The sequence below is a fragment of the Paenibacillus sinensis genome (genome assembly GCF_019904155.1).
GTDB lineage: Bacteria > Bacillota > Bacilli > Paenibacillales > Paenibacillaceae > Paenibacillus_AQ > Paenibacillus_AQ sinensis.
Genome location: NZ_JAHCMB010000136.1, coordinates 26,660 through 47,062, shown reverse-complemented (window position 1 = coordinate 47,062; position 20,403 = coordinate 26,660). Strand labels below are relative to the sequence as shown.

10 protein-coding genes are annotated in these 20,403 nt (G+C 55.2%); 8 read left to right on the top strand and 2 right to left on the bottom strand.

Annotation, left to right across the window (positions count from 1 at the left end):
- Window positions 1–148 precede the first annotated feature (148 nt).
- Window positions 149–1,081, top strand: coding sequence for a glycosyltransferase family 2 protein (locus KIH86_RS15780; RefSeq protein ID WP_223080973.1), 933 nt, complete (start codon window positions 149–151; stop codon window positions 1,079–1,081).
- A gap of 423 nt (window positions 1,082–1,504) precedes the next feature.
- Complete coding sequence (locus tag KIH86_RS15775; protein WP_223080972.1) at window positions 1,505–2,575, top strand: FecCD family ABC transporter permease; 1,071 nt, start codon at window positions 1,505–1,507, stop codon at window positions 2,573–2,575.
- Between the two features lie 250 nt (window positions 2,576–2,825).
- Here KIH86_RS15775 and KIH86_RS15770 read toward each other — a convergent pair whose 3' ends face one another.
- Together KIH86_RS15770 and KIH86_RS15765 are read right to left on the bottom strand one after the other, a co-directional pair.
- On the bottom strand, window positions 2,826–3,806 hold the full coding sequence (locus KIH86_RS15770) for a hypothetical protein (RefSeq protein ID WP_223080971.1): 981 nt from the start codon (window positions 3,804–3,806) through the stop codon (window positions 2,826–2,828).
- A 125-nt stretch (window positions 3,807–3,931) separates the two neighbouring features.
- Complete coding sequence (locus KIH86_RS15765; RefSeq protein WP_223080970.1) at window positions 3,932–4,924, bottom strand: hypothetical protein; 993 nt, start codon at window positions 4,922–4,924, stop codon at window positions 3,932–3,934.
- A gap of 328 nt (window positions 4,925–5,252) precedes the next feature.
- On the opposite strand from KIH86_RS15765, the gene KIH86_RS15760 reads away from it, so the two are divergent.
- From KIH86_RS15760 to KIH86_RS15735, 6 genes are all read left to right on the top strand, one after another.
- Window positions 5,253–9,170: an S-layer homology domain-containing protein gene (locus KIH86_RS15760; protein WP_223110553.1), complete on the top strand. Its 3,918-nt coding sequence runs from the start codon at window positions 5,253–5,255 to the stop codon at window positions 9,168–9,170.
- Window positions 9,171–9,215: 45 nt separating this feature from the next.
- Window positions 9,216–13,919 carry an InlB B-repeat-containing protein gene (locus tag KIH86_RS15755; protein WP_456094019.1) on the top strand — a complete coding sequence of 1,568 codons (4,704 nt, stop codon included), beginning with the start codon at window positions 9,216–9,218 and terminating at the stop codon, window positions 13,917–13,919.
- A gap of 81 nt (window positions 13,920–14,000) precedes the next feature.
- Complete coding sequence (locus KIH86_RS15750) at window positions 14,001–16,019, top strand: hypothetical protein (RefSeq protein WP_223080967.1); 2,019 nt, start codon at window positions 14,001–14,003, stop codon at window positions 16,017–16,019.
- Between the two features lie 106 nt (window positions 16,020–16,125).
- On the top strand, window positions 16,126–17,022 hold the full coding sequence (locus tag KIH86_RS15745; RefSeq protein ID WP_223080966.1) for an ABC transporter ATP-binding protein: 897 nt from the start codon (window positions 16,126–16,128) through the stop codon (window positions 17,020–17,022).
- A complete protein-coding gene (locus KIH86_RS15740) occupies window positions 17,000–19,309 on the top strand; it encodes a hypothetical protein (RefSeq protein WP_223080965.1) in 2,310 nt (769 codons plus the stop codon). Before KIH86_RS15745 ends, KIH86_RS15740 begins: the two co-directional genes overlap by 23 nt.
- A 2-nt stretch (window positions 19,310–19,311) precedes the next feature.
- The gene (locus tag KIH86_RS15735; RefSeq protein ID WP_223080964.1) at window positions 19,312–20,379 is read left to right on the top strand and encodes a FecCD family ABC transporter permease; all 1,068 of its coding nucleotides are present in this window, start codon (window positions 19,312–19,314) and stop codon (window positions 20,377–20,379) included.
- Window positions 20,380–20,403 lie beyond the last annotated feature (24 nt).

Sequence of the window (20,403 nt, the reverse complement as noted above, 5' to 3'; positions counted from 1 at the left end):
TTTGGAACCGCCGTATGCGGACCCGCATGTACGGTGGTGTGAGAGGACGGGGGCTTGCCGCCCCCTCCTACTCGATTCAGCTAGATGGCCGTTTGCGCTATACTAGTTCATGTGGAATGTAATCAATCACTTGTATAAGGACTGGACTATGGCTAACAAAAAGGTAAGCGTACATATCATCACATTCAACAGTGAATCCGATATACCGGAATGTCTGGAGGCCGTAAAGGGCCAGACCTATCCTATCTCGCAGATTATTGTTATTGATAATGCTTCAACTGACGGCACTACTCAGCAAGTGGAACGGAGCCCGGAGGGAGTAGTTACGCTCATTTGCAATCCAGTTAACACCGGCTTCGCCCCCGCCCATAATCAGGCTATTGCCGCCAGTGATGCCGATTATATGCTCGTGCTGAACCCGGACGTCGTCCTTGCGCCTGATTATGTGTCCCGGCTGGTGGCACAAATGGAGGCCAATCCGCAGATTGGGAGCGCTACGGGGAAGCTGCTGTTCAAAGGCGATCCGACGATTGTGGACAGCACAGGCCTGCGGATGAACCGGATTCGCCGCGCGTTCGATAGGGGGATGGGGGAGCCGGCGGAGAACTGGAAGAAGTCGGGCGAGGTGTTCGGCGTGTCCGGGGCGGCGGCGATGTACTCACAGAGAATGATCGAGGATATCAGCGTGGACGGGGAGTTTTTTGACGGCAGTTTTTTTGCATATAAGGAAGATGTCGATGTTGCCTGGCGGGCACAGCTGCTCGGGTGGAAGGCCTGGTATGACGCGGAAGCGGTCGGGTACCATGAGCGGGGCTGGAAGACGTCGGGGCGCGGCAGCAAACCCCTGTTCATCCGGAGAAAATCCTATCTCAACCGCTACAAAATGCTCGTTAAGAACGAGCCGGCCCGCACGCTGCTGAAGACTCTGGTCTTCGCCCTACCGTATGAGATCGCCGTTCACGGATACATGCTGCTGAAAGAGCCTGGCGTGCTTCGGGCATGGGGAAGCTGGGGGGCGGAATGGAAGACGCTGAAGCGGAAACGGAAGGTCATTCAGGAGATGGTCCGGTCAAAACAGTAAAGAGGCAGCCGTGAACCATTCTTCGCTGTCGTCCTTGATGCCGCTTCGCCTGTCGGTCACGAACTATTAATTCACCAGGAGCGGGCTATATGGAGAATAGCGGACGGATCACCCCGGATTACTCTGTAGAGATCATAGTTCCGAACTGGCCGATAGAACGGGGATGTAACGGTAGCCGGAGGCCGGTGAAGACAGCCATTTTGATGGTTACTGGTTAAAAAAGAACAAGTATGCAGCCGATGCCCGATTGGGTATCGGTTTTTTGGACTTGGCGGATGCGTGTTGCGTTTCGGAAGAGTTCTGACGGGAGCCTAATAGAAAATTCCCCGAATTGACTATTGATGTTTATATCGGGTGATTATATTATATTTAATTATATTCAGATATATTTGGTTATAAATAAAATGTTCGGGGGGACCAAAATTGCAGCATCATTCTATAGGTCATGGCTCTGCAGAGGGCGGGGGGATTGGCGGGAAAACCGTTATTCGCGGCAGGACGGTGGCCGTTGTTCTGATTCTCTGCGCCTGCGTGGTGTTCCTGGGCTCCTTCACCTGGGGCAGATACGGGATTTCGCTGGAGCAAATGGCGGAAATCTTGGCGGGCCGATTGCGGGGACAAGCGGCGGATTGGTCGAATCCGGTGGAGACGGTGCTGCTTAAGGTGCGGGTTCCCCGTATTTTTGCAGCGATGCTGATTGGTTCGGCACTTGCGGTATCAGGCGTCGCTTATCAGGGATTGTTCCGGAATCCTATGGTGTCCTCCGATATTCTGGGAGCCTCGGCGGGGTCAGGCTTCGGAGCGGCTGTGGGCATTCTGATGTCTGCGGGGACGTTCGGGGTGCAAGCCCTGGCTTTTGTCTTCGGATTAGCGGCAGTCCTAATCACTTATGTCATAGGAGCCTCAATTGGACGCAGGGGAGGCATGGTGACGGTTCTGGGACTCCTGCTTACCGGCATGGTCGTATCGGCGCTCTTCGGCTCTCTGACCTCTCTGATCAAATATGCGGCCGATCCGTACAGCAAGCTGCCGGCGATAACGTTCTGGATGATGGGCGGCTTGTCCGCCGTCACAGGCAGGGATCTGCTTATACTGCTGATTCCTGGCCTGCTGGGGAGCGTGCCGCTTCTGTGCATTCGCTGGCAGATGAATGTGATGTGTTTCGGGGAAGAGGAGGCGGAGGCGCTTGGTGTCAATGTGCGCAGAATTCGTATGGTAGTTATTCTCTGCTCCACGCTGCTCACGGCCTCTGCGGTGGCTGTGGGCGGCATGATCGGCTGGGTCGGCCTGGTCGTTCCCCATATGGCCCGCCTCCTGGTCGGACCGGATCACAAGACGCTGCTGCCGGTGTCGATGGGGCTGGGGGCTATCTATTTGCTGGCCGTTGACGATCTGGCGCGCAGCATGTTCGCCCAGGAAATCCCGCTCGGTATTCTGACTGCGGTGATCGGCGCGCCGTTCTTCCTGTATTTGCTGGTTAAGGGGAGAGGTTAGGTATAGGCAAGGTGTGTATCGGCAGGTTAGGACGAAAAAGATAAAGAAATGCAGACAGGCCCTGTTCAGTTATGTGCTGAACAGGGCCTGTCTTATTGCATGAAGCTTATTCTTGAAGATGTATACCTAACAGGCTGGACATTGGACCAGGGCGAATGGTGGAAGTCCGGCCGATCAAGCGGATGCTTGTACGGCAGTCGGTGCAATTACGGGAAGACAGTCGATACAAGTCAGATGTCAACAGATCATCTTACTGGTTCGTGTAGTTGATGACACGCAGCGAGATGGTTTCGCCATCGTCATAAACCCCGGTATTCTTGGTGATCGACAGCGTACCACCGGAGACAGTTGCAGTGTAACCGGTAGTGTTACCTGGATAGTTGATTGCCGATGCGATGGTGTTAGCGTAGTCGTTGGCGGTCAGCGTGACGAACATATGCGAGTGCAACGGAATCGTACCTGTCAGGGATGATACTGCTGATGGCCAGGAGAAGGGCAACCCAGAGCTGTCGTATGTTGCATTAACCTTGTGGAACCCTGTATCGTCCGTATAGCCAAGTTCTACGTAGCTTACTCCGCGAACCTGTGGCAGGGAACTGATCGGAATTGACAGAGATGGTGCAGTGCTAGTTGCATTGTCTCCCGGAGTCGAGGTAGCCGATCCAAATCCAAGTCCAGTCGCGATGATCTGATTCGAGAAGGCTGTGTTGGGCCATAGGGCAACATCGGAGGTACCGGTCTTCGTCACGCTGTTTAGCACCTTGCCCAGAGTAGCGTCGGTCGAAGAGGAGGTGATGGACAGTGCAGCGCCCATGATGGCGAACATTCCGCTGGCAGGCGGAGGATTAGGAGTATAGATCTTCACAGTAAAGTAATTAGTGCCGATCGTATCAACATCGAAGATCATGTACGGGTCCGGTGACACTTCACCGACGGCAGGAATGTTGGTGCCGTTGAGGCTGACATCCAGTTCGGCCCGCAGAGCCGACGCAGAGCTGACCGTAATGTTCTGGTCAAAGGTGATGGTGGCAGTAACGACCTGAAGCGGGTTCGCGGCAGCTTGGGTCGCACCTGTATGGGAAGAAACGATGCTGATGCTGGATTTCTCCGGGTTGGTTGCATTGGCATGAGCCGTAAGTGGAGAAATGAGCAGTGCGCTCAGCGAGAGGATAGCGGCGGCAAGAAGGGCAAGCCAACGCATGGCCAGCGGTTGTCTTGAATACGTCGTCATTGTGGTAAAAGTCTCCTTTTCATCAGAAATTTGAAATACTGGTGCAGTCTTCGCCCTTATGTCCAAACCTGATGCAACTGGAAGGGATGAGTGAGCCTTGCATTACACAGCAGCTAATTTAACTATTACTGGTTCGTATAGTTGATGACACGCAGCGAGATGGTCTCTCCATCGTCATAAACCATGGTATTCTTGGTAACCGTGAGCGTACCGCCAGTGACTGTGGCAGTGTAACCGGTATTGTTGAATGGATAATTGATTGCCGATGCGATGGTGTTGGCGTAGTCGTTGGCTGTTTTAGTTATGAACGACCCTGAATATAACGGAATGCACCCTGTGAGACTGGGAACACCCGTTGGCCAGACAGCTAAAAAATACGTATAGTCCCCGAAGGGATCTGTGGTTGCATAAACCTTGTGGAACCCAGTATCGTCCGTATAGCCAAGCTCCACGTAGTTCACCCCGCGAACCTGTGGTAGGGAACTGATTGGAATAGTCAGAGACGGTGAAATGCTTGTAAAATTATCTCCCGGAGTCGAGGTAGCTGTTCCAAATCCAAGACCGGTCGCAATGATCTGATTCGAGAAGGCCGTGTTGGGCCACAGGGCGACATTGGAGGTACCGGTCTTCGTCACGCTGTTTAGCACCTTGCCCAGAGTGGCATTGGTAGAGGCGGAGGTAATGGTGAGATCGGCTCCCACAATTGAAAACTCACCGTTGGCAGGCGGAGGATCAGGAGTATAGATCTTCACAGTGAAGTAATTGGTGCCGATTGTACCAACATCAAAGACCATATAGGGGTCCGGAGAAGTCTCGCCGATCGCCGGGATGTTGGTGCCGTTGAGGCTTACATCCAGTTCAGCGCGCAGAGCCGAAGCTGAGCTGACCGTAATGTTCTGGTCAAAGGTGATGGTGGCAGTAACGACCTGAAGCGGGTTCGCGGCAGCCTGAGTCGCACCTGTATGGGAGGAAACGATGCTGATGCTGGTTTTCTCCGGGTTGGTTGCATTGGCGTGAGCTGTAAGCGGAGAAATGAGCAGTGCGCTCAACGAGAGGATAGCGGCGGCAAGAAGGGCAAGCCAACGCAAGGCCAGCGGTTGTCTTGAATACGTCGTCATTGTGGTAAGAGTCTCCTTTTCATCAGAAATTTGAAATACTGGTGCAGTCTTCGCGCTTATGTCCAAACCTGATGCAACTGGAAGAGATGGTAATTAAGATTCACCAGAAGGATAGCAAAATGGCAACTAAATATCAACAAATATCATCAAATATAATTGAATATAATTAAAATCGCGAAAAAATGACAAAATTCGATGAACTTTTTTGGAATTAAGCTTGATATGAGTATGTTTAGTTATATTTGATATTGATTAATGAAAAGCGGTATGATTATATATTTTGTAAATTTACTGAAACTGTATGACGGGGGGAGAGATATTGAAAGAAATGAATACCAAACCGCGTAAGAGTAGCATGATGCTGCGAGCCATGCTGTCGCTGACCTTGCTTCTGCCGATCTTGGGACAAGCTGGACTGACGGAGAAGGCTGCGGCGGCCGAGTATGACCCGAGTACTGATATTCCTATGGTTAGAAGTTCATGGGCAGCGGCTAAGTACCAGACAACAATGGTTACCGGAATTACTACATATGACAATACCAGTGTAATTGTCGATTCTGCCGGAGACTACGTGTCCACGCTATCATTGTCGCTCCAGGATACAGAAGAACTGGGATTGAACCACGACGAGCTGTCAGGCGATGCCGCAGCTGAAATTACTGGGTTGGTGGTCAAGACATCCGACACGGACGGTGTGATGAAGAAAGTATGGGCTAATGGGTTATATGCGGTTTCGGGAAGTAGCTCATATACGATAGATTTTCAGAATGTGGCCGAGCTGAAGGGGGGGGGCCTCGTCGCGGTCGGCGAGATTTTCACAAGAAATAGCGGCGATGCCGATCGTCGCCCGGTTATTCTAAAAGATTATTCAGGAGGTTCGTGGACCGTTAATGTATATTCTGGTACAAACGGATTGTCAGGAATAGGAGACGCTCTCATTATGCAAATGGATGCATCGGGACGTGTGCTTGGGGTAGCAACTCTGGGCGGAAGCGGAACTGACATATTGCGTAGCGTCAAAGCGACTGCTGACGGGGGCTTTGTGTCCGCCGGAACGAGCGACTCGCAAGATGGAGATTTTGAGGGGAACAGTAGAGGGAAATCAGATGGAATTGTGGTCAAATGCACTGCAGACGGAACCCGGGAATGGCTGCAAAATCTCGGGGGCTCCCAAGAGGACAGATTAAACAGCATTGTTGAACTGCCTGACAGCGGAGGATATGCGGTCGTTGGGAGCTCTTCTTCCGCTTCACTTAACACAAAACCCGCCGCATCGGATGTTGGTCCGGCTTCTCTGGCAGCGGCTAATGCGACACCTGAAACCCGTGGATTGATCGCACGTCTGGATATTGATGGCAAGCAGATATGGGGGAAGAGTTATTTTCCTGGTTCAACCACGACAGTCCTTAATGATGTAGTAATCTCGAAAGACGGAACGAGATTGACGATAGCAGGGGTGCGCTCGAGTAAATATGTTTCAATAGCGGTTCAATATGATTTGGCGACGGGAGGGTTGATCAGCGAGAAATCGTACTCAAGACCAGAAGACAGAGTGTTCGCCGGCAGCAGCGAGCAGTGGCAGGACACGTTGTCGGCGGTTGTTGCGGCGCCTGGAGGCGGCTATTTGTTCATGGGACAGGCGCTTGCCTTATCTGGCGATATTGATAATGAAATTGCCTCGAATCCCAAAGGGGGAGAGCCGCTTGACTTTGTTATCTTCAGAACAGATGAGAATCTCAATATGGAGTGGGTCGGATTCTATGGAGGAACCGGGCATGAACAGGTACTGAGCTGGGGAGGAGGGACCAACTTTCTTCACACCCTAGCCGCAACACCAGACGGGTTCGTGTTGGCCGGATATAGCGTCACGGCACCCGGAGAGAGGATGGACGGGGACCTTGCTCAGGCTGGTGCGGCGTCTGCGGGAATATCACAGCCGTTTTATAGTAATACCGGACAGCTGGTCAATGGTGGAACCTACTCTGTGGTTGCACGCTTTACCTTCGACTGGGACAACGACGGCGTCATCAATTCCCGGGACTTGTACCCTGATGACCCCGATTACAGCATTCCCTTCGGAGCCGATGCGAATAAGCTGAACTTGAACGCAGCATCCGCAAGAGAATTCAGGGCGGAGGGCATCACCCATTCGGATATTGAGGATTTGCCGCCGACGGTCAATGTAGATGTGTACACTGAACGCGCCAACATAACTATGCCTGTCGCTGCGCTTGACCGCATTCTGGGAAGCAGGGGAAGAACGGTTGTGATGGACAGCACTTATCTGGACTCTCCCTGGAACGGACTCTCCGCACTTCTGCCAGCCGGACAGCAGATAGAAGCCGCAGTTGATGTCAGCGCCAAACTGGACGGAGCGGCGATCCGGGATTTTGGAACGGAAGCGCGGGTGGCTCTGTCCGTTAACCTTCCCGGTGATTATTCCCGGTTGAGGGTATATTCCTACAATTCAGACGGTTCAAGCAGTACAGCCTTGTCGCGGATTTCCACAGCGGATTTCTCCGGGACTTCCGGGGTTGCGTTTCTGACGGCCAAGCCAGGTGTGTACCTTATAACGGGACCAAACGCCGATCAGTTGGCTGCCGATTCTGTAATTGCGCAGATCGCGGCGCTTCCGTCACAGGTGTCGATTGCCCAGACTGAGTTGGTAACGAACGCCCGCGCGGCTTATGAGGGGCTTGCCCCGTCGCAGCAGTCGCTGGTCACGAATTACCCGCTGCTGGTAAATGCGGAGCAGCAGCTTGCGGATATGGCTGATCTTCGGGAGCAATTGATCGCAATCAATCCGGTGATCGCCAAGTTCTCTAACCTGCCGGATGCAGGTGCGGTTACGCTGAATGATCAAGCGATGATCGAAGAAGCGCGCGCAGCGTATGAAGCATTGACCGACCGGCAGAAGGAACTGGTGCAGTCGGGAGATAATCTGGCCATGTATAACCGGCTTCTGGAAGCGGAGGCTGCGCTGCAGGAGCTGCAGCTGGAGCGCGACACTGAAATTGCGAATGTAGTGGTATCGGCGATTGCGGCGCTGCCTTCTCTGGTATCTCTGGCGGACCAGAACGCCGTCGCAGCTGTTCGCGCACGGTACGATGCACTTACTCCATCGCAGCAGGCGCTGGTGACGAACTATGTGAAGCTGCAATCGGCAGAGGCACAGATCAACATACAGCTGACGCAGAATTCCGCGTTGAAATCCCAGGTGAACGATCTGACGTCTTCTCTCGTTCAGGTAATGAATCGCAACAGGGAGCTGATTGCTTCCGGTGGACCGGCCGCATCTACCAGTGGTTCAGCTTCTGTTACTCCCGCGCTTGGAGGATCAATCTCGCTTGGTTCAGGGGCGGCGGTGGAAATACCGCCCGGGGCTCTGAACGGAAGCGCGAAGGTGAAGGTAGGCATATCAGAGGTTGCGAGTCCGCCAATGGCACCTTTCACTCTGACCGCAGTCAGTAGTACGTTCGAATTCACCGTTGGCAGCGGGTCTTCCTATACATTCGCCAAGCCGGTGACGATCACGCTGCCTTTCGATTCTTCCAAGGTTGCCAAAGGCAGAGAAGCGGCGATTTACTACTATGATACCAGCACATCCAAATGGGTACGGGTAGGAGGAACGGTGAACGGCAATCAAATCACGGCATCCGTGTATCACTTCACCAAGTTTGCCGTATTTGCTGAAATTTCCGCAGACGTGCTGGGTACGGGAGAACTGGCGCCGCTGAACGATATTGAAGGGCATTGGGCGAATCGCTATATTCAGGAGCTGCGTCAGCGCGGTACGATCAGCGGTTATCCGGACGGTACATTCAAGCCGAACAAGAGCATATCGCGGGCGGAATTCGCCGCGCTGGTGGTCAAATCGCTTAGTCTTGCCGGTACAGGCACAGCAGATTTCAATGATATCGGGCAGCATTGGGCGCGCGAAATGATCCGGACTGCGGCGAATTATCAGATTGTCAACGGCTACCCGGACGGACGGTTCATGCCTGACCAGCCTGTAAGCCGGGAGGAAATGGTAGCTATGGCGGTGTATGCGTTCCAATTGACCGGCGGCAATGAGCTTCAATTTGCAGATAACGCAGAAATATCGGATTGGGCGAAGTCGGCGGTCGGAGCGGCCGTCAAGGCCGGTATTGTCTCCGGTCAGCAAGGGAATAAATTTGCCCCCAAATCGGCGGCAACCCGGGCGGAAGCGGTGACGCTGCTGGCCAAGGCAATGCGACTGAGATGATTGTCATATAACTATCCGTATTCACCGAAGGAGGATTAGTGCTCAATGAGATGCAGTGAACTGGCAAGGAATGCCAAAGGGAACCGATCGCAATGGAAGCGAATGACCGGAATGCTGTTAGCTCTTATACTGCTTCTGACAAGTCTATTGCCGGAAATGTATGGTGGCCGTTCTGATGTGGCTGCTGCAAATGGCAGTGAAGAGAGTTATACACTCAGCAGGTATGTCGGTATGGGAGAGGTTGGTTCAGGAAACGCAGGCGCACCAAGCTCAACTTTTGCCGATGCCGGTGACAATGGTCTTGCAGCTTCTGCGAAGATAAGGGCAGCTAAAGCGTTGACTCTGGATAGCGATGAAAATCTCTATTTTATAGACACTACTAATAAAAGAATTCGGAGAGTTGATCGAAGCACCGGAATTGTTACAACAATTGCCGGCAATGGCGACAATCTGCAGGTTTCAACAATTGGCGAGGCTCCGGCAACGGAGGTCGGGATTGGAGCTCTCACCAATTTGGCGCTCGACACGAATAATAATATATATTTTTTTAGCGGTTTTTATCTTTTTAAACTGAATGCCGCCACCCAAAGGATTACGGTTATCGCAGGTACCGGGGTTACAAGAAGCTCCAACACCCCTCCTATTCCTGATGGGGATGCATCTGGAGTTACGTTTGGGCCTATTACTGGGATGGTATGTGACCGGGATAATAATCTCTATTTATCCGAATCGAATGGATATGGCTTTATTTATAAAATATCACCAGATAGGCAAATAAGCAGATTTGCAGGGATTTCCCAGGCTTTTTATTCAGCGGATAGTGAATTGGCCAAGGAGAATATTCCCGCAACAGAAGCAATTCTCTCATCTCCAGCCGGACTGGCTGTGGATGCTGCCAATAATCTGTACTATACGGAGTCTACGGCAAGCGATAATTCACCTTTGGGTAATAAGGTCCGAAAAATACTTGCCGGTGACCATACGGTTCATACTGTTGCTGGAGCCGGCCTTCAAGTGGGAATCGTTCCGACTGCTACCAACGGCGACGGCGGTCCGGCAACGGAGGCTTATTTATATGGGCCATCAGCGGTCACCGTCGATAATAGCGGTAATGTGTATATTGCGGATACTCTCAATCATAAAATCCGCAAGGTTAACGCGGAAGACGGCATTATCACAACGATTGCCGGGAACGGTTCTTCTTCAACGACTGACGAAGTTGTAGGCCCTAAAGCGATTGTCGCTGACAGCCTTGGAAACCTCTATGTAGGATACAATGCGAAGTACTATATTTCCAAGCTCGCCCTTAATTACACCGTGTCTTATAACGGAAATGGCAGTGATACGGGCAGTGTTCCTGCTCCGGGAATCGCCACCGGCGATTCGGCGGTTGCGGCGGCAGAGAATAGCGGAAGTCTTACAAAGATGGGATATTCCTTTGCGGGATGGAATACGCAGGCCGATGGAACAGGGGTGACCTATGCGCCCGGCGAGTCGTTCACAATGACGTATGGGAACCTCACGCTCTATGCGAATTGGGTGCCCGGCACATTATATACGCTAAGCTATAATGGCAACGGCAACGATGGCGGGACAGTTCCGGCTTCCAATGCGTTTCCGTCCGGCATCGAGCTTACAGTAGCGGATGGTTCCGGCTTGACTCGGCAGGGCTATGCCTTCACAGGTTGGAATACTCTGCCTGACGGCTCGGGCGTCAGCTATCCCGCCGGTTCGACATTGACCCTGAGTGCGGGAGATGTGAACCTGTACGCTCAATGGGCGGAGAATCCGAAATATTCGATTGTCTATAACGGGAACGGAAATACTGGCGGCGTTGCACCAGCAAGCGTGACCGAAGAACCCGGCACCGAGACGGCTATTGCCGAACCGGGCAGCCTGATTCGCACCGGTTATTCATTTAGCGGGTGGGGAACCGCCCAGACTGCCACTACGGCTACTTATCATCCGGGTGACCCCGTTACAATCGGCGGCAGCAATTTGCTGTTATATGTCGTATGGAGCATTGATACGTACAAGCTGACTTTTGAAACGAACGGAGGCGGCATAATTAACAGCCAGACGGCGGTCTATAACACGCTCTTCACACGTCCGGCCGATCCGGTCCGCACCGGCTATCAGTTCGACGGTTGGTACACAGACCCCGGGTTAACGAAGACGTATGTTTTCGGAACTCCCACTACCGGTGATGTGACTTTGTATGCCAAGTGGAATCCGATCAAATATAGCGTTAGTTTTTCAGGAGTTCCTACCAACCCTCCGGCACAGTATGTTGAGTACGGTGGGAAGGCAACCCGTCCGGCCGATCCGGTATGGGAAGGCAGAATTTTTGCAGATTGGTATTACAGCGGAACCACTCTCAAATTTGATTTCAACACTCCGATTACGGCGAATGTCAAGCTTGAGGGAAAATGGCTCTTTACTCAATACACCGTCACCTTTAACACCGACGGTGGAACGGCGATTGAGTCCCAAAAGGTTGATTATGGAAAACCTGCGGTTCGCCCGGATGACGATCCCGGCAAGTACGGGTACGCATTCGCCGGCTGGTACTCCGACAGCGAACTGACGCATGAATATAACTTCGCCAGCACAGTGAGCAGCGATCTGACGATCTACGCGAAGTGGGTGCCGCGCACCTACACCGTCAGCTTTAACACGAACGGCGGAACGGCGGTTCAGGCGCAGAGCATCACCTACAACGAGAAGGCGGCGCAGCCGGAAGCTCCGGCGAAGGACGGATACGGATTCGGCGGCTGGTACAGCAACGCAGCGTTGACCACAGCATACAACTTCAATGCGCCGGTTACGAAAAATGTGACATTGTACGCCAAATGGGTCAAGGACAGCTACACGGTCAGCTTCAACTCCAACGGAGGCACGGCGATAAGTGCTGTGGCGGTGCCATACGGAACACCTGTAGCCCAGCCGGAAGCACCGACGAAAGCCAGCTATACCTTCGGCGGCTGGTATGTGAATGCGGCTCTGACAACGAAATATATTTTCACCGCTGCCGTTGAGGACGACTTGACGCTGTATGCGAAGTGGACGCCGATTGTCCACACCATCTCCTTTAACACAGGAGGGGGTTCATCGGTAGCAGTGCAGAAAGTGAATGATGGTGAAACCGCGACACTGCCGGGAGCGCCAGCGAAGGAAGGCTACGGTTTCGATGGTTGGTACATCGATGAAGCGTTGATGATGCCATATGACTTCAGCGCGCCTGTGACGGGTGACCTTACGCTCTATGCCAAATGGAAGGCGAACAGCTACACCGTTAGCTTCAACTCGAATGGTGGCACGGCTGTCAGCAGCCAGGCCGTGGCGTATGGAACTCCCGCCCAGCAGCCGGTTGCTCCGGTGAAGACCGGCTATACTTTCGGCGGCTGGTACAGCGACAGCGCACTGACAACCGTCTACGATTTCGGTGCTCCTGTCCAGGGAAATGTCACGCTGTATGCCAAATGGACCGTGAGCAGCTATACCGTCACCTTTGAACCGAACGGTGGTACAGCTGTGAGCACACAGACGATTGCTTACGGTCAGACCGCGGCACTGCCAACTGCTCCGGCCAAGACCGGCTATGCGTTCGGCGGCTGGTATCTGGATGAAGAGCTGACTGTAGCGTACAGCTTCCAATCGCCGGTTATCGGTGATCTGACTCTGTATGCCAAATGGAACACAGCGGACACATCCGGCGGATCAGGCAGCGGCGGATCGGGCGGTGGCGGAGGAGGCGGCGCAGCAGCAACGGCCTCTCCAGCGGCTTCAGCTTCTCCGACTCCGCAGCCGACAGTCACCACAACCGGATCGGCGTCGGTAAATCCGCAATCAGGCGCCAGAGTCAGTCTGGGCGATTCGGCGGCGGTGGACATTCCGGCCGGCGCGCTCACGGGCAGCGGAGCGGTTGAAGTGAGGGTAGCTGAGGTTGCGGCGCCACCGGCCGCTTCCGGAGATTTGACACCGATTGCCAAGACTTATGAATTTACTGTCGGCGGTGCCGGCTATACGTTCACCCGCTCGGTCAAGATTACGCTGAAGTTCGATCCGGCATTGATTCCAGCGGGGGCAACACCGAGTATCTACTATTACGATGAAACTGCCGGTGAATGGAAACGCATTGGCGGCACGGCAGACGGCGGAACGATTACGGCGGAGACAACCCATTTCACGAAATACTCTGTGTTCGCCGAGGGGTCAACCGCTCAAGCGTCCACACCGAGCGATATTTCCGGCCACTGGGCCGAGGTTTATATCGTGAAGCTTCTTGGAAATGGAGTCGTTCAAGGCTATCCGGACGGTACATTCCAGCCTGGCAAAGCGGTGACCCGTGCGGAATTCGCGTCGATGCTCGTTAAAGCTCTGAATCTGCAGGCAACGGGACAATCTGCGTTCTCCGATATGGACAGCCATTGGGCCAAGAATACTGTGGCAATCGCAGCCGATCATGGTATTGTCACTGGCTACGATGATAGAACCTTCCGTCCGAACCAGCAGGTGACCCGGCAAGAAATGGTTGCTATGGCCGTGCGGGCGTTCGGACTTTCCGGCGGCTCCGCTCTGAACTTCGCCGACAGCGGAGACATTGCGGCATGGGCAAAGGCCTCGGTGAGTGCCGCGGTACAAGCGGGCATCGTCTCTGGACAGACAGGCAACCGGTTCGCTCCGGCGGTTACGGCTACCCGGGCTGAAGCAGTCACATTGATCGCCAAAGCACTTGAGTTGAATTAATTGCATAGGCAGGCGGAGGGGGATCTCCGCTTGTCTTTTCCATTGGAATCCAACTATCCAAACAAAAGGAGGGACAAAAGAGTGAAAGGTAGAGTGATTCGTCAGGCCCTGCTGACTCTGTTCGCTCTGGTCATCATCACGGCCGCAGCAGGCAGCCAGACCGTGTATGGCTACTATAATCGGGGGACCGTCCAGTTGTCCCTGGGGGACAGCTCGGCGACGCTTAATGTCGGAGAGACCACTACGATCTCGGCGACCATGAGTCCGGCATCGTACTCGGGAGTTATCGGCTGTGGACAAGCTATTTGTCCGCAGCAATGCAACGGCAAATGCGGCGATGAAGTTACTGGCGCCTGCGCTTGCGCGGGACCCGACCGCAAGACGGAGAATGCCCGCGCTTCGGTCAGCGTGGCCGATCCGTTCGTCGCGTCGGCATCCTATTCGAACGGAACCATTACGATCAAGGGCAAGAAAGCCGGCAGCACCACCGTCACGGTGGTCGGAACACTGTGGCAGCATAGTGAATCGTCGGCGGAGACCATTTCGGTGACGGTGGAGAATCCGAATGCGGGCGGCGGTGATTCGGAAGGAGGAGGCACCAGCGGCGGTGGAGGTGGCTCTGGCGGTGGAAATCCGGGAACGGAGAATCCGCCGGCCGCGAGTCCTGTGATCAATCAGCCTTCGCCGATCACGAATAATCCGCCGGCCGTCGTCCCAAGTCCTGTTCCGGTGGCGACGCCGTATGTGCCTGTGCCTGATGCAACATCGCCTAAAGTATCGTCCGCACCGCAGCCGGAATATTCCGCTTCATCGGGACAGGACTCCTCACAGCAAAATGCCTCCGGGCCGTCCCCCGCGCCTGCGGTGAACAGCGGAACGACGCCGTATGTTCCGCAGTATTCGCAGAATCCTGCTCCGTTAGCTTCGGCCGCCGCGGGCAATTCGGGCGTTCCGGACAAGGCTCAGCCGACCCCGTATCGGCCTGAATATGTGCAGAATGTGCCGCAGCCATCGCCGGTATCGGCGCTTCCGCTTCCCTCGGCCGATATGAGCGCGGCGTTCCCGGGAAGAACCAGCAGCGGAGGATCGGGAACGACGGGCAGCGGAGGCTCATCGGCGGGAGGAGGCACAGTCCCTTCCTCCGGCGGTTCCGGAACAGCTGCGGCTTCCGGCGGCGGGACCGGAGCTTCCGGCAAAGGCATTTCTTCCGGCACGCTTGGCAGCCTCACAGGCTCCGCCGGGGCGGGCGGCAAGCCCTACGTAAGCGCGGCGAAGCCATATGTCGCGGTAATCGCGCCCTATGTGCCGCTCGTGGCGGCGCAGGGAACGAACATCAGCGAGAAGGAGCAGCAGGAGGTCATCGCCAAAATGCAGGCGCTGGCGCCCGTCACGCCGAAGACGCTTGCCGGTGAAGGCGGGGAGCAGCTTCAGCCGGAGGCGCTGTCGTCGGAGCCAAGTGCTTCGCCCGGAGCGGATACGCCCGAGACGAAGGAAATGCAGACGATGCGCGGCGCCATGAAGATGATTACCTTGACCGATACCGGCATTCTGACCGGCAAGGCGGCGATGGAGGAAGCTAAGGAGAAGAATGAACGGCTCACCTTCCAGAAGCTGAATGACAGCGGGAATGTGCTGTACTCCTGGAACTTCGACGGCGATACGCTGGGAACGCCTGAGGATATCAGCTTCCAGATTGATTTCCCGGAACAGGCGCCCGCTCTCAAGAAGGCGGCGTCCTCGCTTACCAAGCCGTTCTATATTTCCTTCGTCCATGACGGGGATCTCCCCGGTCCGGCCGAGATCTATGTCAATACCGGCAGCCGGTTCAGCGACTCGGACAACCTGACCCTGTATCTGCTCGATACACAGAAGGGGCGGCTTGTGCCGGCGGCGACGAATCTGAGCGTGAGTGCGGGCTATGTCTCGTTCACGATCAGCCATAATTCCGATTACGTTCTGGCCGTAGGAGCGCCTTCCTATTCCTCCGGCGGCAGAATTATTGTTGTCGCAGTCGCGGTGCTGCTGGTCATAGCAGCCGGGGCATCGGCGCTGATTCTGAGCGGTATGAGACGGCGGCGTCAGTTCCGCGATGCGGCCTGACAGCAGGGAATGCCATAAGGCGGGTCCGTTCCTCCTAAGCGGTTCATTTAATATACAAGGAGCGGCCCGCTGTTCACAGAGACAGATGCAAAGGATGGTGGAGAACTTGATATCCATAGAAGGAGTAGGCAAAACCTTCGGCCGGTTCACGGCACTGGAAGACATCACGTTTGAGATTGCGGATGGACGGATCTGCGGACTGGTCGGTTACAACGGAGCGGGTAAGACGACGCTGCTCAAGATGATCGCGGGAATTTACCGGCCCGAGAGCGGCAGAATTACAATTGACGGCATTCCGGTATACGAGAATGAGGGGATCAAGCGCAGACTGTTCATGGCCCAGGATGATCCGTTCTTCCTTCCGCAGGGCTCGCTGCGTTCGATGGCCCTGTTCTTCAGCGGTTTTTATCCAAAGTGGAGCCAGAAGACGTTCAAGGATCTCGTCGATTTCTTCGAGCTGGACCCGGATGCCCGGATCAGCGGTTTCTCCAAGGGGATGCAGCGGCAGGCGGCGCTTATTCTTGCGTTCGCGACAATGCCCAAGTACCTGCTGATGGATGAATCCTTCGACGGCCTGGACTTGTCCAAGCGCAATCAGTTGAAGAGCATTATGTTCGAGTATATGAAAAAGCACGGGACGAACATCGTGATCTCGTCCCATAATCTGCGGGAATTGGAAGGTCTGTGCGACTTCATCGCGATTATCCGCGACAAACGCCTCTCCTTCGCGGAGACGGTGGATGAGATGCGGAAGCGGCGGACCAAATACCGGATCGCCTTTCCGCGCAATGACGGGGCGGAGCGGCTTGCGGCCATCGCGGCCCGGAATATTACGCGCGACGGGGACGGCTTTATTTTCACCTGGGACGGTGGAGAGGATGAGCTGCGCAAGATGCTGGAGTCTTCCGCTCCGCTCTGGATCGCCAGCGAGCCGATGACGCTCGAAGAAATCTTCTTGGATGAGATGGAGGATAAGGAATATGACATCGCAACCTTCTTTTGAGCGTATCGAGACAGAGCCGCAGCCGGAATCTTCGCCTACTCCGCCTGTGAAGGCGGCCGATTCTTCGCGGGGACGCGCCTTTCCGGTCTATCTTCACGCCTTCACCCGCGCGCTGACCCAGAGCCTCGGCGTCTCCGCTCTCGGTCTGGCGGTGCTGTTGCTCCTGATTCCGGTATCTACTGCCTTCATACCCGGAAAGTCGATCTTCGACGAGAACTATACGCATAACCAGATGCAGTACCGGTTCTACTACGAGAGCCTGACCGGGGTTATTCTTGCCGCCGTCATCGCCTTCGGGGCCGCGCTGGCGGTCGTTCTGTTCCGGTTCATGCTGGTGAAGCGCTCGTCGGATACGTATTTTGCCCAGGGCATCACGCGGGTCAAGCAGTTCGGCTTGCGCCTGCTGATCGGCGTTCTCATGCTGGCGATTGTCCTGTTTATCCCGATCATGGTCTCGCTCATGATGAATGTCTCGGCCTTCAGCGGCCTCGGCTACGCGAACATCGCCATTTCGGGCGCCGGGTATATGTACTCCGGATTCCTCATTATGGGTATTGCCGCTTTCTGTGTGACGGCATTGATCTGCTGTATGGTCGGCACGATCACGGAGGCCGTATTCTTCTCCCTCCTCGCGCTGGGTGCGCCTTCCATTGTGCTGTACGGCGCCAACTCGCTGATGAAGCAGCTGCTCTTCGGCAATTCCTTCGGCTTCTCAGCCAGCACAGGGACGGTCGAAGTAGGCGCGAGCCTGCTGGACAAGCTGTCCGGCTTCAATCCGGTGCTGTTCTTCTATCAGGCGGCCAAAGACTACTGCGCCCAGTACACCCGCTTTGACGGTTTCGTCCAGCCGCCGATGCATATCGCGCTTCTGCTGGCCTGGGTTGCCGCAAGCGCGGCCATAGCCGCACTTGGAATATATGCCCTGTCGAAGCGCAAGGCCGAGATCGCCGGTGTCTCAGGGACGAACCGGATTCTGGGCACGGCATCCACCTTTCTACTGCCGCTCTTCGGCTTCGCCGTCGTGCTGGAATATGGAGCCGATATGGGAACGGGCTATTCCATTCTGGCGGCATCGCTGACTTTTATCGTCTTCTTCCTCATTACCGAGCTGATTCAGAAGAACGGCTCGCGCGGACTTAGCCGGGGCATTCTGAAGCTGCCCTTCGGACTTGGCGTCGTTCTGATCGCTGTCGTGATTCTCGTTACCGGGGGCTTCGGCTACTCAACCCGGATTCCGCAGATTGACCGGATCGCCAGCGTCCAGATGTCCTACGCCGGTTCGCCGAACTATCTGGACGGCCAGGTCGGCGGCGTCAGCACGGGCGGAAGCTATTACGTCATGAGCAACTACACTTTTACAACGCAGAGCGATCTCAAGACCATCACGGAGCTGCATCAGAAGCTGATCGACGGCGGAAAGGGCAAGCTGGCGCTGGACCGGGACAATTTTACCGACACGACAGTGCCTTACGATATTATCGTGAACTATACGCTGACTAATGGCTCCCATCTGACCCGTTACTATGACCGGACCAAGTTCAGCGTTCTCTCGGACTTCCTGGCGCTGGACAAGACGGAGGCTGTGGAGAAACAGACGCGGCGCACCATTACCGGAACGACCGAATCGCAGTATTGGGCGGCGGGTGCTTTTCGGAATGGCCTCGTATATTTGGCGAACAGTAATTATACGAACCCGAGACAGGTGATCCTGTCGGACAGCCAGCGCAAGGAGCTGCTTGGACATATTGCCGACGATGTTGAGGCGCAGAGCCTGGAAGACCGCTATTTCCCGAAGGATCAGGCACTCGGCATTATCATGTTCACCCAGGACGGCGGTCAGGAGAGCTTGAAATTTGGCTACCGGCTGGAGAACAGCATCATCTATCTGACACCGTCTTTCAAGAATACGCTGAAATATTTACAGGACACAGGCTTGTATCCTTATCTGGAAAATACAGAGGAAATCGAGAGCATCACCCTCCAGGCGTATGATCCCTATGTCGGCATGAACAAGAGCAAAGATCCGAAGTCGCCGTTCTTCCTCGGATACATCGCCGACAACGACCGGGAATTCATCCAGACGAAGGATTTCGGCGCCAATCCAATCGTCAGCGATCCGTCCAAAATGGACGAGCTGGCTCCGCTGCTGAAGAATGACTACTACATGAGCGGTGGCGGCTATCTGGCCTGCGTGAAGCTGAAGAACAAAAATCTGTATGTCTACAAGTTCCTCCCAGCAGCGGATGCCCCAGCCTATCTGGCGGATGCCGGGGAGCATCAGCATTAGAGATGAACAAGAATCTTCCGGCACTGTCCGGCAAACGCGGAATCCGCAATGGCCAATCGGTGAAGGCAAGCCTTCAGGCTGTCTTCTCCGAGCCATCCCGCTGTCTTGCGGCATTGGGAGCATTGCTTGTGCTGACGGCTTTAGGTTCCCTGCTTGTGGGGAGATACAGCATCTCCCTCTCCGACTTGCCGGGATTGATCCTTGGAAAAGGCGATGCGGCGGCGGCCCAGGTGCTGCTGCAGGTCCGGCTGACGCGGATCGGTGCGGCGGTGCTGACGGGCGGCGCCCTGTCCATGTCCGGGTCAGCCTATCAGGGGATGCTGCGCAATCCGCTCGTCTCGCCGGACATTCTTGGCGCGGCGGCAGGGGCAAGCTGCGGCGCGGCCCTGGCGATACTTCTGGGCTTGGACGGCCTGGCCGTTCAGGCGGTTGCTTTTGCCGCTGGACTCGCGGCGGTGCTGCTGACGTTCGCCGTGAGCAGAGCCGTGGCGGGAAGCGCGGCCAGCGGCCCCTTGCCGCTCATCCTGACCGGCATGATCGTCGGCGCGCTGTTCAGCGCCGGGATTTCCGTGATCAAGTTCACCGCCGATCCGTACAACACGCTCCCGGCGATTACGTTCTGGCTGATGGGAGGGCTCAGCTATGTCACAGGAACCGACCTGCTGCTTCAGCTGGCGCCGATGGCATTGGGCGCTGTTCCGCTGCTGCTGCTCTCCTGGCGGCTGAACGTTCTGTCTTTCGGAGATGAGGAGGCGTCGTCGCTTGGCGTCAATGTGGGACGGCTGCGGATGATCTTTATCGTAGGCGCCACACTGCTGACCTCAACGGCGGTCGCTGTTGCGGGGATGATCGGCTGGGTGGGCCTGCTCATTCCGCATCTGACCCGGATGCTGACCGGAATGAATCACCAGCTGCTTCTGCCGGCCTCGGCGCTTCTTGGCGCGAGCTTTCTGCTGATCGCGGACGATCTGGCCCGGGGGCTGTTCGACCAGGAAATCCCTCTCGGGATATTGTCCTCCATCGTCGGGGCTCCCGCTTTTTTATATCTACTTTTAATGAAGGAAAAATAACGGCCGCCCGTTCGGAGCGCGGGA